This is a genomic window from Dokdonia sp. LLG6352-1 (assembly GCF_045055815.1).
Lineage (GTDB): Bacteria > Bacteroidota > Bacteroidia > Flavobacteriales > Flavobacteriaceae > Dokdonia > Dokdonia donghaensis.
This window is the reverse complement of the sequence record NZ_CP159329.1, coordinates 524,483-540,587: the sequence shown is the minus strand read 5'-3', so window position 1 is coordinate 540,587 and position 16,105 is coordinate 524,483. Positions and strand designations below refer to the sequence as shown.

General features: G+C 38.4%; 9 protein-coding genes. All 9 read left to right on the top strand.

What is annotated here, in order from left to right:
- Window positions 1-930, top strand: coding sequence for a tRNA epoxyqueuosine(34) reductase QueG (gene queG / locus ABVM49_RS02490; RefSeq protein WP_405203648.1), 930 nt, complete (start codon window positions 1-3; stop codon window positions 928-930).
- 105 nt (window positions 931-1,035) lie between these two features.
- Window positions 1,036-2,388, top strand: coding sequence for an MFS transporter (locus ABVM49_RS02485; protein WP_405202880.1), 1,353 nt, complete (start codon window positions 1,036-1,038; stop codon window positions 2,386-2,388).
- Between the two features lie 298 nt (window positions 2,389-2,686).
- A complete protein-coding gene (locus ABVM49_RS02480; RefSeq protein ID WP_405202879.1) occupies window positions 2,687-3,640 on the top strand; it encodes a carbohydrate kinase family protein in 954 nt (317 codons plus the stop codon).
- An 88-nt stretch (window positions 3,641-3,728) separates the two neighbouring features.
- On the top strand, window positions 3,729-6,023 hold the full coding sequence (locus ABVM49_RS02475) for an NADP-dependent malic enzyme (RefSeq protein WP_405202878.1): 2,295 nt from the start codon (window positions 3,729-3,731) through the stop codon (window positions 6,021-6,023).
- A 223-nt stretch (window positions 6,024-6,246) separates the two neighbouring features.
- Window positions 6,247-6,828, top strand: a complete 582-nt coding sequence (ruvA, locus tag ABVM49_RS02470; protein ID WP_405202877.1) for a Holliday junction branch migration protein RuvA — start codon at window positions 6,247-6,249, stop codon at window positions 6,826-6,828.
- A 7-nt stretch (window positions 6,829-6,835) separates the two neighbouring features.
- Window positions 6,836-14,305, top strand: coding sequence for a cell surface protein SprA (sprA, locus tag ABVM49_RS02465; protein ID WP_405202876.1), 7,470 nt, complete (start codon window positions 6,836-6,838; stop codon window positions 14,303-14,305).
- Window positions 14,306-14,415: 110 nt separating this feature from the next.
- Window positions 14,416-14,796 (top strand): glycine cleavage system protein GcvH, encoded by a 381-nt coding sequence (gene gcvH, locus ABVM49_RS02460; RefSeq protein ID WP_038599116.1) that lies wholly within the window; start codon window positions 14,416-14,418, stop codon window positions 14,794-14,796.
- Entirely contained in the window at window positions 14,774-15,184 is a 411-nt protein-coding gene (locus ABVM49_RS02455) for a VanZ family protein (protein WP_405202875.1), read from the top strand. Before gcvH ends, ABVM49_RS02455 begins: the two co-directional genes overlap by 23 nt.
- A 54-nt stretch (window positions 15,185-15,238) precedes the next feature.
- The gene (locus ABVM49_RS02450) at window positions 15,239-15,967 is read left to right on the top strand and encodes an energy transducer TonB (RefSeq protein ID WP_035327197.1); all 729 of its coding nucleotides are present in this window, start codon (window positions 15,239-15,241) and stop codon (window positions 15,965-15,967) included.
- Window positions 15,968-16,105 lie beyond the last annotated feature (138 nt).

Below are 16,105 nucleotides of genomic sequence, written 5' to 3'. Positions count from 1 at the left end.
ATAGAGAATAAATCAAAACATACAGCATTTATTAAAGCAGAAGCACAACGCTTAGGTTTTATGTCTTGCGGTATAAGTAAAGCTGGTTTTCTTGAAGAAGAAGCGCCTCGTCTTGAGTCTTGGCTCAATAAAAATATGCACGGCGAGATGCAGTATATGGAAAACTACTTTGACAAGCGCCTTGACCCTACAAAACTTGTAGAAGGGTCTAAGAGTGTAATATCACTCCTACTTAATTATTACCCTCAAGAGTTGCAGAATGAGGAGTCTTATAAAATCTCTAAGTATGCTTATGGGCGTGATTATCATTTTGTAATAAAAGATAAACTCAAAGAGTTTATGCACGTTATACAAGAACAGATAGGAGAGGTGAACGGCCGTGCTTTTGTAGATAGCGCTCCTATACTTGATAAAGCTTGGGCAGCAAAGAGTGGTCTGGGGTGGATAGGTAAGCACAGTAATCTACTTTCAAAAAAGACAGGGTCATTTTATTTCATTGCAGAGCTTGTAGTAGATCTAGACCTTGAGTATGATACACCTGTTACAGATCACTGTGGGAGCTGCACTGCTTGTATAGATGCTTGTCCCACACAGGCTATTGTGGAGCCGTATAAGGTAGACGGGAGTAAATGTATAAGCTACTTTACGATAGAGCTTAAAAATGAAATACCTGAGTATGCAAAGAGTCAACTAGATGACTGGATGTTTGGTTGTGATGTATGTCAAGATGTATGCCCTTGGAATCGATTTTCAAAAGCACATAGTGAGCCGTTATTTAACCCAAATCCTAAGCTGCTCAATTATGATAAAAAACAATGGGATGAAATAACCCAAGAGGTGTTCTCAGAAATATTTAGAAAATCTGCTGTAAAGCGAACCAAATTTTCTGGCTTGAAGCGAAATATCGATGCGTTAAAAAAACAACCGTAATTGACGCCTCAATTGCGAAATCCTTAAAATTACAGACACTTAACGTTATCTTAATATTTTTACGGATATTACTGTCTTGAATCATAATTAAAATCCAGCATATTTATGAATAAAATACTCAGTAGTATCAAAAAGCCCAACCTGTCCTTCTGGCAAATATTTAATATGAATGTTGGCTTTTTAGGAATTCAATTTTCTTTTGGGCTACAACAAACAGCCATCAACCCTATCTTTTTATACCTAGGCGCAGCCGAAGATTTGCTACCTATTTTAAATATAGCAGGACCTATTACAGGTCTTATTGTACAGCCTATAATTGGGGCTATAAGTGATAAAACGTGGTCTCCTAAATTTGGTAGAAGAAAACCATTCTTTCTTATAGGAGCTCTACTGGGTAGTCTTTGCTTGTTTGCATTTCCTTTTAGCCCAGCCCTGTGGGTTGCGGTTTCTTTATTGTGGATACTCGATATAGGGAATAATATGGCAATGGAGCCATATAGAGCACTTGTAGGAGACAAACTTCCAAAGACTCAATTAAGTCTTGGGTACCAGATGCAAAGCTTATTTGTAGGTGCAGGGACAGTAATAGCAATGATCTCAATTATTTATTTTCAAGATATACTAGGTCTCGCAGAAGAAGTTGCGGGAAGTATTCCACTATGGTTGTATTACTCTTTCTTTATAGGGGCTGTGCTTTCTATCACTACTATATTATGGTCTGTGTCTAAGACTAGAGAGATACCGCCTTCGCCAGAAGAAATGGAAGAAATAGAGGGCTTTAGAAAGCTCACTTTTGCAGAAAAATTTAAAGAGCCATTTATAGAGATTGCTAGTACGGTAAAAACTATGCCTAAGTTTATGTGGAAGGTTGCTGGAGTATACCTTTTTCAATGGTATGCATTATTTGTATACTGGCAGTTTAATGTGCCTATGTTTAGAGATACTCTTAACTTTAGTATAGGTGAGGCTGCTTCACAATCTGCTAAGATGAGTTTGACATATAACTCTGCAACCATACTAGTTGCACTTGTATTAGTGCCACTAACGTTGAAATATGGAGGAAGAAAGATATATGCAGCTAGTCTCTTTGGGACTGCGCTGGCTATGTTTTTAATACCGTATATAGCAGATGCAAATCTCGTACTGGCACCTATGATTTTATTTGGAATAGGGTGGGCAGCTATGATGGGAATCCCATATACAATGGTTTCAAAAATAGTACCGCAGCGTAAACGTGGTATCTATATGGGTATTCTTAATATGATGATTGTAATACCTATGGCAATAGAGACGGTAACATTTGGTCCTATCTATAAATATTTGTTAGGTGATAACGCCATTAATGCCATTCTTTTTGCAGGTGTATTCTTTTTAATCTCAGCATTTTTGGCTTTACGATTAACACCAAAACAAGCACAAGAAGTGTATGATGTAGAAAATGAGGGTGTTGTTGAATAAGCACTTTGTTTTCATTAAACCGTCTAGTACTAATAACTTATTAGTATATTAGTAGAACAATAGAAGTTCTTTTTTCTTAAGCCACTATAAAAGAACTACCTGACAGCTATAAACTGTCTCAATTATTGCTAAAATTTACAGCATCTTGTTCATAAGATTAAATCCAATAATCATATGACGTTTGAGGCTGATAAGTGGTTAATACCCAACTGAAAGCACTGGCTCACGCTGGTGCTTTCATACTTTACAATGTAAATGAAAATACAGATTATTTTTTTAGAATTTAAAGACTACTTAAGTGAAAAGAGACTTAGATATTTTATGTGTAGGTGAGGTGCTTATAGATTTTATAGGCCATCAAAAAGAAGTGCGTATAGATAAAACACGTGATTACCACAGGTACTTAGGTGGTAGTCCTACTAATGTAGCGATGAATCTCGCGCGACTAGGTATGAAAGTAAAACTTGCTGCCACCATAGGAGATGATGGGCTAGGCGTTTACATTAAAGATAAACTTACCGAAAATGGCGTGCAGACAGATCTCATTGCGACAGATCCTGAAAACCCTACAAGTGTGATTTTTGTGTCAAAAACTACGGGCACACCAGATTTTATACCTTATCGATATGCAGACACTAAGATCTCAGAAACCCAAGTGTCTGATGCTTTATTAGCACAAACTACTATTTTTCATACCACAGCATTTGCCCTCAGTAAGAAGCCTGCAAGAACTACAATTTTAGCCAAAGCAAAAAAAGCTTATGAAGCTGGTTGTACACTTAGTATAGATCTTAATTACTCGCCTCGTATTTATCCTAATAGGGAGAAGGCGATAAAAACTTTTAGAGAGTATTGCTCATATAACCCGCTAGTGAAGATAAGTGAGGATGATATGGAGCGCCTTTTTGGTGAGAAAAGAAGCCACGAGGCTATTTTTGATTTCTTTCACAATGATTTCGGGGTAGAGCTTGTTTGCCTCACCTTGGGATCAGAAGGGGTTAAGCTTTCGCGAAAGCGTAAAAATCACCCTCCAGAAATGATTGTTGAGCCAGCGGCAAGAGTAGAGCAAATACTTGATGCTACGGGTGCAGGAGATGCTTTTTGGAGTGGATTCTTATTTGCTTACATAAGAGAGTATGACATCAAAAAATGTCTCAAAGTGGCGCTGTCACTGGCTGCTATAAAATTACAGCACGTGGGTAGATTACCTCAAAATGTTGACATACTCACCCAGTTGCTAGATTTTAAATAATAACCTCCATTAGGTAGATGTTAACAAGACTGAGTTTATAACCGAGAGGGAATTCAGTACTTTTGCAAGTCAATAGATAACCAACTTTATGAGTCAGCAGAACAAAAGACGGAGGGAAGCCCTCGTATATCACGCAAAGCCAAAACCTGGTAAAATTGCGGTAGTTCCTACAAAAAAGTACTCAAGCCAGCGTGATCTTGCGCTCGCTTATTCTCCAGGTGTGGCAGAGCCGTGTCTAGAGATAGAAAAAGATATAAATAACGTTTATAAATATACAGCAAAGGGTAACCTTGTGGCTGTAATCTCAAATGGTACTGCAGTGCTGGGTCTGGGAGATATAGGTCCAGAGGCATCAAAACCTGTTATGGAGGGTAAAGGTTTGCTCTTTAAAATTTTTGCAGGGATCGATGTTTTTGATATAGAAGTAGGTACAAAAGATGTAGATGCTTTTATAGAAACTGTAAAAAATATCGCTCCTACCTTTGGAGGGATTAACCTTGAAGATATTAAGGCGCCAGAAGCTTTTGAAATTGAGCGTAGGCTCAAAGAAGAGCTAGATATACCAGTAATGCACGATGACCAGCACGGTACGGCAATCATATCTGCCGCAGCGATGCTCAATGCATTAGAAATAGCAGGTAAGTGCATAGAAGATGTGCGTATCGTAGTGTCTGGCGCAGGTAGTGCAGCTATCTCGTGTATGAACTTATATCATTTACTTGGTGCTAAGCTAGAAAATATTGCAATGTTTGATATAAATGGTCTTCTTAAAGAAGATCGTACAGACTTATCTCCAGAGCAGTTTAAGTTTAAGAGTAAAGAGAGTTTTAACACACTAGCGGAAGCAATGGTTAATGCAGATGTGTTTTTAGGTCTTTCAGTGGGTAACATTGTAACACCTACAATGGTACAGTCTATGGCAAATGATCCTATTGTATTTGCAATGGCAAACCCAACTCCAGAGATAGATTATGATGTTGCGATAGCATCAAGACCAGACTTAATAATGGCAACGGGAAGGTCTGACCATCCTAACCAAGTAAATAATGTGCTAGGTTTTCCATTTATTTTTAGAGGTGCGCTAGATGTGCGTGCAACTGCTATAAATGAAGCGATGAAGATGGCAGCGGTAAAAGCACTAGCTCAACTAGCAAAGGAGCCCGTTCCAGAACAGGTAAATATCGCATATGGAGAGACTAGATTTACCTTTGGCCGTGATTATATTATCCCAAAACCATTTGACCCAAGATTAATAACTACAATACCGCCGGCGGTTGCAAAAGCAGCGATGGAGTCTGGAGTAGCAAAAGAACCTATAAAAGATTGGGCAGTTTATCAGGATGAGTTGTTAGAGCGACTGGGTGAAGATAACAAGATTGTAAGATTACTAATGGATCGCGCACGCCGCAACCCAAAACGTATAGTCTTTGCAGAGTCAGATCAACTAGATGTGCTTAAAGCTGCGCAAATCGCTCACGAAGAGGGTATCGCAATACCCGTTTTATTAGGGAACCGTGATGTGATATTAGAACTTAAAGAAGAGATAGGTTTTGATGCAGATGTAGAAATTATAGATCCAAAATCTGACGAAGAGAAAGCTCACGTGGCAAAGTATGGTGAGATATACTGGGAGTCAAGAAAGCGCAAGGGTATCACGCTCTATGCAGCACAAAAACTACTTAGACAGCGAGATTACTTCGCCTCTATGATGGTGAGTCAAGGTGATGCAGATGGGATGCTCTCTGGTTTTAGCCGTAGTTATCCATCTGTGATAAAACCGGTTCTTGAAGTAATAGGTACTGCGCCAGGTGTACAAAAAGTAGCCGCGTGTAACCTGATGGTTACCTCAAAAGGACCACTCTTTCTTGCAGATACCTCTATAAACATAGATCCTAATGCAAAGGAACTGGCAAAAATTGCCCAGATGACTTCGACGGCTGTAAGGATGTTTGGACTAGAGCCAGTGGTGGCGATGATGTCTTACTCAAACTTTGGGTCATCTACACACGAGAAGGCAAAAACGGTAAGCGACGCTGTATCTTACTTACACCGCAACTTCCCAGAGCTCATTGTAGATGGAGAGGTGCAGGCAGATTTTGCACTTAACAGAGATATGTTGCAAAGTAAGTTTCCGTTCTCAAAACTTGCCGGTAAAAAAGTAAACACGCTCGTGTTTTCAAACATAGACAGTGCAAACATCACCTATAAGATGATAAAAGAGCTAGAAAATGCAGATAATATAGGTCCTATAATGCTTGGTATGCGCAAACCTGTGCATATTTTGCAACTGGGAGCAAGCGTAGATGAGATGGTGCATATGACTGCTATCACAGTGATTGATGCTCAAAAGAAGGAAAATTTTTTTAACAAGCAGCAGGAGTAAGCGGTTTTACGCTTTCGCGAAAGCGTAATAATACCTCATAATTTAAAGGTTCAGAATTATTTCTGAACCTTTTTTTGTTTTGAAAATAGAATAGAAATGACGGTGTAAGTGCCTAATTTTTCGGTGTGGTGGGGTTGTGCGCTTTCGCGAAAGCGTAAGGATATAAATAACATTTCTCCTAGACATATATTTCTTACATTTACGCACCTTAAAATACTGTTAAATGATTACGCACCTAAGCGGTAGACTTATTGAGAAGAATCCTACACACGTTGTATTAGACTGTAATGGAGTGGGATATTTTATAAACATCTCCTTGCACACTTTTGGGCAACTAGGTGATGGTGAGGCGCTCAAGCTGTATACCCATCTCCAGGTTAAGGAAGATAGTCATACACTATATGGTTTTATGGAGGTGATGGAGCGTGAGATATTTAGATTATTACTCTCTGTTTCTGGAATAGGAGCGAGTACCGCAAGAACAATGTTATCTTCACTTGAGCCTAATCAAATAAAGCAGGCTATCGCTTCAAATGATGTGGCGACCATACAAAGCATAAAGGGAATAGGGGCAAAAACGGCGCAGCGTGTGATTTTAGATCTTAAGGATAAAATACTTAAAGTATACGATATCAGTACCGAAAGTGCTGTGCAAAGCAATACTAATAAAGAAGAGGCGTTATCTGCTTTAGAGACTTTAGGATTTGCGCGTAAGCAGGCAGAGAAAGTATGTCTAGCTATCACAAAAGAAAAGCCAGACGCGAGCGTAGAGACTATTATTAAAGAGGCATTAAAAAAACTGTAGGTCTATTTTGAAGCGAAATTATTACTTGAATTTACGTGTAGCGATATTGTTTATTGCGGTTATTTTTATAGGTAACCTAAGTGCTATAGCACAAGAAGAGGAGCCTAGTGAAAGTGAAGAGAGCACCGCACCTGCGACTTTTTCTTTAGGAAGCCTTGTGTTACCTAATCCAAATAGCATTGTAGCAAAGTACACCTATGACCCTGTACTAGATAGATACATTTATACCGAAGAACTAGGTGCTTTTAATGTAACCTACCCACTTATACTTACTCCAGAAGAGTATGAAAAACGCGTGCGTGATGAACAAATGCGTCAATATTTTAGAGAAAAAATCACAGCAATAGATGGCCGTGCAGATGAGGATGACTCTAGAAATAGTCTTGTAAAATCTCTGTATGTAAAAAATGATCTTTTTGAATCTATTTTTGGAGGAGATGAGATTACGTTTACACCACAAGGTTCTGTAGAGATGGATCTCGGACTGTTATTTACAAAGCAAGATAACCCTGCTTTTTCTCCTCGTAATAGAAGAAATTTTACATTTGACTTTGACCAGCGTATAAGTCTTAGTTTATTAGGGCAAGTAGGTGAACGCCTCCAGATCACAGCAAACTATGATACGGAGTCTACCTTTAATTTTCAGAATCAAATAAAACTAGAATACACGCCTACTGAGGATGACATCATCCAGAAGATAGAAGTGGGTAACGTGTCTATGCCTCTTAATAGTGCATTGATACAGGGGTCGCAAAGCCTTTTTGGTGTTAAGACTGAGTTGCAGTTTGGTAAAACTAGGGTGACCGCAGTATTCTCAGAAAATCAGTCACAACCCAAAACTGTTACTGCAGAGGGTGGTGCGACGGTGCAAGAGTTTGAAGTTCCAGCGCTTAACTATGATGAGAATCGTCACTTCTTCTTAGCACATTATTTTAGAGACAGTTATAACGACGCGCTTAAAAATTATCCCTTTATAGATAACAGTGGGGTGCAAGTAACTCGAGTAGAAGTATGGATTACAAATAGACAAAATCAAACTACAAATGCACGTAACATTGTTGCAATTCAAGATATAGGTGAGTCTAACCCAGATAATATAGGTATTAACGCTGGAGCAAACCCTGGTTTTATAAACAGTAGTTTTAATGCTTTTCCAGATAACGCAAATAATGATTTCAACCCGAGAGGTATTAATGATGCTTCTGTGCAGTCGCAGTTATCTCCAGCTATACGAGATGTTGCAACAGTAGGGCAAGGTTTTGGGAATATAACTGTACAAGATGGGACAGATTATGTGCTTTTAGAAAATGCTCGTAAACTAGATAACTCACAATTTACTTTGTATCCAGGTCTTGGTTATATCTCATTAAACCAGCGCCTTAATAATGATGAGGTGCTGGGAGTCGCTTTCCAGTATACCGTAGGAGGACAAGTGTATCAAGTAGGAGAATTTGCAAATGATGGTGTAAATGCTACCGAGGGTAATAGACCAGATGCAGATATGGACGGAATACCAGATATCGCAGATGCTGATAGCCCGGTAACCCGCCCAGATGATGATAACGACGGCATTGCAAATGATGCAGATGCAGATAGTAATGGGGATGGTATTTTAAACGGACAAGATGCAGATGGTGACGGTATACTAGATACTGTTATACCTGCAGGTCAAGCAGGAAGCCCTGTAAATCTTGTCGTAAAAATGCTTAAGAGTAACCTCACAAATGTTGAGGAGCCTATTTGGGACTTGATGATGAAGAATATTTACCCACTAGGTGCTTTTCAATTAGAGCAAGATGGGTTTAGACTTAATATAGTTTATGCAGATCCTTCGCCTATTAACTTTATCTCACCAGTCGCGGGTGAGCCATTACCTACACTCTTTGATGGTGTAAATAATGACAATACGATGGATGAAGGTCAAGATCGTGGTGCACTTGAGAGTAATACGTTATTGCGACTTTTTAATCTTGATAGACTCACCACTTTTGGTGATCCACAAGTAGGAGGAGATGGGTTTTTTGATTTTGTGCCCGGAGTAACCGTACACGTACAAAATGGGAGTATTATATTTACTACTGTAGAGCCTTTTGGAGAAAATCTATTTGAGTTACTTAGTGTTAACGATGGTGTGGAAAATTATGAAAATGAAGACACCTATAATGCACACCAAGATAAGTATGTTTATAGCTCACTCTATCAGTCTACAAAAACAATAGCACGTGATAATGCAGAAAAAAATAAGTTCTTACTAAAGGGGCGTTATAAATCTGCACAAGAGCAAGGTATTCCATTAGGGGCTTTTAATATTCCTCAGGGTTCTGTTAGGGTAACGGCTGGTGGTCGTGTACTTGTAGAAGGTCTTGATTATACTGTAAATTATCAATTAGGGCGTGTTATTATTTTAGACAAATCACTTGAGGCATCTGGAATTCCTATTTCTGCATCTGTTGAGAATAACACCATTTTTGGACAGCAAAATAAGCGCTTTACAGGAATTAATGTAGAACACCAGTTTAGTGAAAACTTCATAGTAGGAGGTACTTTTTTAAATTTAAATGAAAGACCGCTTACGCAAAAAGCCACATATAACTTTGAGCCTATAAATAATACTATTGTAGGTCTTAATGCAAGCTACTCAACTGAGCTCCCTTTCTTAACGAGATGGGTGAATAAGTTGCCTAACATTGATACAGATGTACCTTCTAACTTATCTGTGCGAGGAGAAGTTGCTTACTTGCTCCCAGGTCAACCTAAAGGAACAGATTTTAATGGTGAGGCTACTTCTTACATAGATGACTTTGAAGGAGCGCAGACATCAATAGACGTAGGAGGCCCATTGCAGTGGAGTTTGTCATCACCTCCAGTAGGTTTTGGTGGTGAATTTGCAAATGGTGACCTTGCAACAGGATATCGTCGTGCAAAATTTGCTTGGTATACTATTGATCCTATTTTCTATAATAACCAGAGACCTGATGGAATCTCTGATGATGACTTGTCGTTACCAGAAACACGTCGTGTGTTCAGAGATGAAATTTTCCCACAACAAGATATCATATCTGGTCAAACGCAAGCTCTTTTCACACTTGATTTAGCTTATTTTCCAGATCAAAGGGGGCCTTATAACTTTAGTCCAGATGCTGTAGACGGAACATTATCTAACCCTCAAGAGAATTTTGGGGGTATAACAAGACAATTAACCTCTACAGATTTTGAACAAGCAAATGTTGAGTTTGTTGAGTTCTGGTTATTAGATCCATTTTATGCAGATGGAGATACCACAAGCCCAGGAGGAAATCTAACTTTAAACCTAGGTAGTATTTCTGAAGATATCCTTAAGGACGGTCGTAAGCAATATGAAAATGGATTACCTAATGATGGTGGAGAGGTAGGAACCTCAGAAACGGTATGGGGAAAAGTGCCAACTAACCAGTCATTAGTATATGCTTTTGATACAGAAGGTCAGGAGCGTACCAATCAAGATATAGGGTATGATGGTCTTAGTGATGCAGAAGAAATGGTAGAGTTTCCAAACTTTGCAAACTTACCTGACCCAGCTGGTGATAACTATAATTACTTCCTCAATACAGAGGGGGGAGTTGTAGAGCGTTATAGAGATTATAATAATAATCAAGGGAACTCACCTGTAGAGGTGACACAAACCAATCGTGGTTCTACAACCTTTCCAGATGTAGAAGATGTAAACCGCGATAATACAATGAACACGGTAGATGCATATTTTGAGTATGAATTACCTATTAATCCTTCCTCACTTAGTGTAGAAAACAATCCCTTTGTTACAGATGTAAGAGAGCTTACAGTAACAACTCAAAATGGATCACAATTACCTACGAGATGGGTGCAGTTTAGAGTGCCAATTAATCAGGCGACTAATGTGGTAGGAGGTATTAATGACTTTAGAGCAATCCGTTTTATGCGTATGTATATGAGTGGGTGGCAAGAAGACGTTGTGCTTCGTTTTGGAACACTAGATTTAGTGCGTGGAGATTTTAGAAGATATTTACTTTCTTTAGATCCTAATGAAAATACAGAGATAAATGATGGTGACAACACACTTTTTGAAGTTGCTGCCGTAAATATTGAGGCAAACGAAACTAGAGAGCCTGTTCCTTATGCATTACCTCCAGGTGTAATAAGAGAGCGCCTTAACAACAACAATAATAATATAAGACAAAACGAGCAGTCTCTTTCTTTAAGAGTTGAAAACCTTGAAGAGCAAGATGCGCGAGGAGTATATAAGTATTATTCGCTTGATATGCGACAGTATAAAAATCTTAAGATGTTTATGCACGCAGAGCCTATTATTGAAAATGGGCTAGATAATCAAAATGTTGTAGGGTTTATTAGAATGGGAACCGACCTTAATTCTAATTTCTATCAAATAGAGCTACCACTTGCACCTACACCATTTAATGTTTCAAATCAAGATAGAGAGGCGATTTGGCCAGCGGCAAATGAATTAGATCTGTCCTTAGAATTACTGCAAACCATAAAATCTAAAGTAATTGCAGGAGATGTAGAATCAGACCCAGATGATATAACTTATTTTGATCAAAATGGAGATCGTATTCTTAATCCAGAAGAAACTTGTTATGAGGAAGGACAACTTCGTATAGGTATACAGGGTCTTCCTAGTTTTGGAGATGTAAGAACATTAATGCTAGGGGTTAAAAATGGTAACCCTACCAGTAATCAGGCAATGGGATGCTCGCCTGGAGAAATTGGCGCCGAGGTTTGGTTTAATGAACTTCGTTTGTCTGACCTTACTAATGATGGAGGATATGCAGGTATTGTAAGTCTTGATGGTAACATTGCAGACTTTGCAAATGTATCTGCTACCGGTAGAGTAAGCACAGTTGGTTTTGGAAGTGTTGAGCAAAATGCTGGAGAACGTAGTCTTGAAGATGTAATGCAGTATGATGTAGTTACAAACCTAAACGCTGGACAGCTATTACCTAAAAAATGGGGTGTACAATTACCACTTAACTATTCTATAGGAGAGCAGAGTATCACACCTAAGTTTGATCCCCTTTATGAAGATGTTGAGCTAGATACCTCGCTTGATAATGCGGCAGATCAAGAGCAGAGAGATCAGATAGAAGACTATGCTGTAGACTATACAAAGCGTCAAAGCTTTAATGCAATAGGTGTGCGTAAGGAGCGCACAAATACAGACCGTAAACCTATGCCATATGATATAGAAAACCTTACTTTCTCATATTCATATAGCCAGACAGATCATAAGGATTTTGAGATTGAAGAATCTTTAGATCAAAATGTGAGATTGGGAGGGACGTACAATTTTAATTTTAACTCAAAGCCTATCGAACCATTTGCAAAGAACGATAGCCTTTTTACAGGGAAGTACTATAAATTCTTAAAGGATTTTAATTTCAACTACCTACCTTCTAGTGTGGCAGTGCAATCTAACATTGTGCGCCAGCGTAACGAGCAAAAATTTAGAGATGTATTTGCAAATGATGGTGATATAGCTTTACCACGTTTATTTCAACGTAATTATTTATTTGACTGGGGGTATGCCATTGACTTTCCTATCACAAAAAGTCTAAGATTTAACTACAATATGAATCATAATCGTGTGGTGAGAAACTATCTCGATAGTGATGGTTCTCCATCATTTCTAGATGATGAAGGTCAAGAGGTAGCTGGTTTTGGTATATATGATGGATTCTTAGATGTAGGTACGCCAGACACACATTTTGGAGTTTTACAGCTTAACTATGATTTACCATTTGATAAGTTTCCGTTCACAGAGTGGATAACTGCTACATATGCATATACAGCAAACTATAGATGGCAACGTGGCTCACAGCAATTTCAAGTTTTAGATAATATACCAGAGATTGGGAATAGTGTAGAAAACACAAATACCCACGCCATAAATGGTACATTAGATATGGAAAAGCTCTATAAATATGTAGGACTTAATAAGAAGAAAAAGAAGCGAGCAACAGCCTCTAGGCCTAGAGGGCTACCATCACCAGAAGATACCCGCAAAACATCAGATAGAGAACGTAAAATCGCCGAGGACCAAGGTTCGAATAGTAGCGGTTTGAGCGGTTCAGATAAGGCCCTCAACACAGGTGTAAGTTTACTTACAGCAATAAAGCGAGTGCAATTCAACTACGAAGAAAATAATGGAATTTACTTGCCAGGGTATTTACCATCTGTAGGATTTACAGGAAGTTTAAAGCCTACACCAGGATTTATTTTTGGTAGCCAGGCAGAGGTGCGAGAACTAGCAGCTAGTAATGGATGGCTTACATTATTTCAAGATTTTAATGAGCAGTATCGTGAGGTCGAGAGTAGAAACTTAGGTATCCAGGCAAGAATAGGACTCTTAAAAGATCTTGATATTGATCTTAATATGAATAGAGTGTATCAAGAAAATTATCAAGAAAATTACCGTGTAGATCCAGAGACATTGCAGTATGAGTCTCTTACGGGTAATAGCTTCGGTAGATTTAATATTTCAACGTTACTCATTGCAACAGCCTTTAATGAGAGCACATCAGATTTTTCTGAAACATTTAATACGTTTAGAGAAAACAGGTTAGCAGTTGCAGACAGGCTCGCCACAGATTTTTATGGAGGAGCAGGTTTTGAAAGAGATGAAAACGGTTTTCCAGAAGGTTTTGGAAGAACAAACCAGCGTGTATTATTACCAGCATTTTTATCTGCTTATACAGGTAAAGATGTAAACAAGACAGATTCTGGTTTCTTAAGAAATGTGCCACTTCCTAACTGGAATATTAAGTACACGGGACTAATGAACTTAGACTGGTTTAGAAGCAAGTTTAAAAGGTTCTCAATACAACACGGTTATACAGCAGGGTATTCTGTAAATAATTTCCAGACTAACCTAGCTTATGATAGAAGTACAGATGGAGATCCAGAAACAGCCCAGAGAGATCAAGCGGGTAACTTCTTAAATCAAACACTACTAGGCAACGTTACACTCACAGAGCAATTTACACCACTAGTACGTATAGACTTTGAAATGAAAAACTCAGTCAAAATACTTGCAGAGGTTAAGCGCGATAGAGCACTTGGCTTAAGCTTTGATAATAACCTGCTCACAGAGATTAAAGGTAATGAGTACATACTAGGACTAGGGTATCGTATCAAAGACCTTCGTTTTGTGACAAACTTTGGAGGTTCACGTAGAGTGCTTAAAAGTGATTTAAACTTTAAGGCAGATTTATCCCTTAGGCAAAACGAGACTATTATAAGATACCTTGATATAGATAATAGTCAGACTACGCAGGGCCAAGACATATACGGCTTGCGTTTTTCAGCAGACTACGCACTCACTAAAAACTTAACAGCACTTTTCTATTACGATCATACATTTTCGACATTTGCCATATCAACGGCATTTCCGCAAACAACGATTCGTTCAGGATTTACCTTGAGATATAACTTTGGAAACTAAAATAATTACGCTTTCGCGAAAGCTAGATGCTATATAATTTATATTTAATAAAAGATTATAATTATTTTCGCGTAAGCATACTTTAAACACATAATTAATACCACCAAGAAATGAATATACCAGCAGAGTTGAAATATACAAAGGACCACGAGTGGGTACGTATAGAAGGAGATGTAGCCGTAGTAGGAATCACAGATTTTGCTCAAGGAGAGTTAGGTGACATCGTATACGTTGAGGTAGAAACTCTTGACGAGACCTTAGATAAAGATGAAGTTTTTGGAACAGTAGAAGCTGTAAAAACAGTTTCTGACCTTTTCTTGCCACTTTCTGGAGAGATAGTCGCTTTTAATGAAGGTCTTGAAGATGAACCAGAGACAGTAAACAGTGATGCATATGGAGCTGGCTGGATGATAAAAATTAAGTTTTCTGATGCTTCTGAAATAGAAGAGCTTTTAAGTGCAGAAGCTTATGGAGAGCTCATCGGTGGGTAAAATTATAGGAGTTGTTGCTACTCTTTATACAATACTATTAACTATAGGCTCACTTATTAAGCCTGTTGACGTAGTTCCTAAAGTAACTAACTTTGATAAGCTCCTGCACGCAGGAGCTTATTTTGGTCTTGCCGTACTCTGGTTGTTGTTTTACTTTATGTATAAGAAAATAACAGTAAAAAAGAGTACACAGCTTAAGACCTATCTCATTATCGCTTTAATTTTAATAGGTTACGGCATAGTGATTGAGGTGATGCAAGGGAGCTTAACCATTTATAGACAACCAGATGGCTGGGATGTGCTTGCAAATACCATAGGTGTCCTTTCTGGATGTTTGTGCTTTGCTTTGTTTTTTAAGAAATTTAAAGCGTTAAATACGCGATATTAATTTCTATAGTGATAATAATTTTGCTATTTTAGCTATCTACTTAATACATTAATTATGGAACCCAAGAAAAATCCAAAAGCAGATCTTCGTAAAAGGAGTGTGCTCTTTTTTCAGTTAGGACTCATCGCAGTTCTAGCACTTACGTATATCACTATAGAGTGGAAAACGTATGACAACGCTGCTGTTGATATAGGGCAGTTAGATCTTGATGATCTTGATGACGAAGAAATTCCAATCACGGAGTTAAATACGCCTCCACCACCACCTCCACCACCGCCGCCACCAGCGCCGGAAATTATCGAGGTTGTAGAAGATGAAGAAGAAATAGAGGAAACCGTAATTGAGTCTACAGAGACAGATGCCGAAGAGGAAATCGTTGAAGTAGAAGAAGTAGAGGTAGTAGAAGAAGAAGAAGAAATTGCAGATGTACCATTTGCAGTTATTGAAAACGTGCCTATCTTCCCTGGTTGTGAGTCTATGAAGAACAACGACCAGCGTAAAAAGTGTATGTCTGAAAAGGTAAGTAAACTTGTAAATAAGAAGTTTAATACTGAGTTAGGAAGTGACCTTGGTCTTTCTGGAATAAACAGAATCTTTGTGAGTTTCAAGATTGATAAAAAAGGAAACATTACAAACATACGTTCACGTGCACCGCACCCTAGACTTCAAACAGAAGCAGAGCGTGTAATTAGATTGTTGCCTAAAATGACACCAGGTAAGCAACGTGGTAAGCCAGTAGGAGTATTATACTCTCTACCTATTACATTTAAAGTAGAAGACTAGTCCATACGACTTAATTTATATAAAAACTGCCTCAGCAATGAGGCAGTTTTTTTTGTGTCAAAAAAAAGAGACCACCGCTAGGTGATCTCTTAGTTTGGCTTACTTCTTGATTCGTTTTAAGAATTGTTCAACATTTTT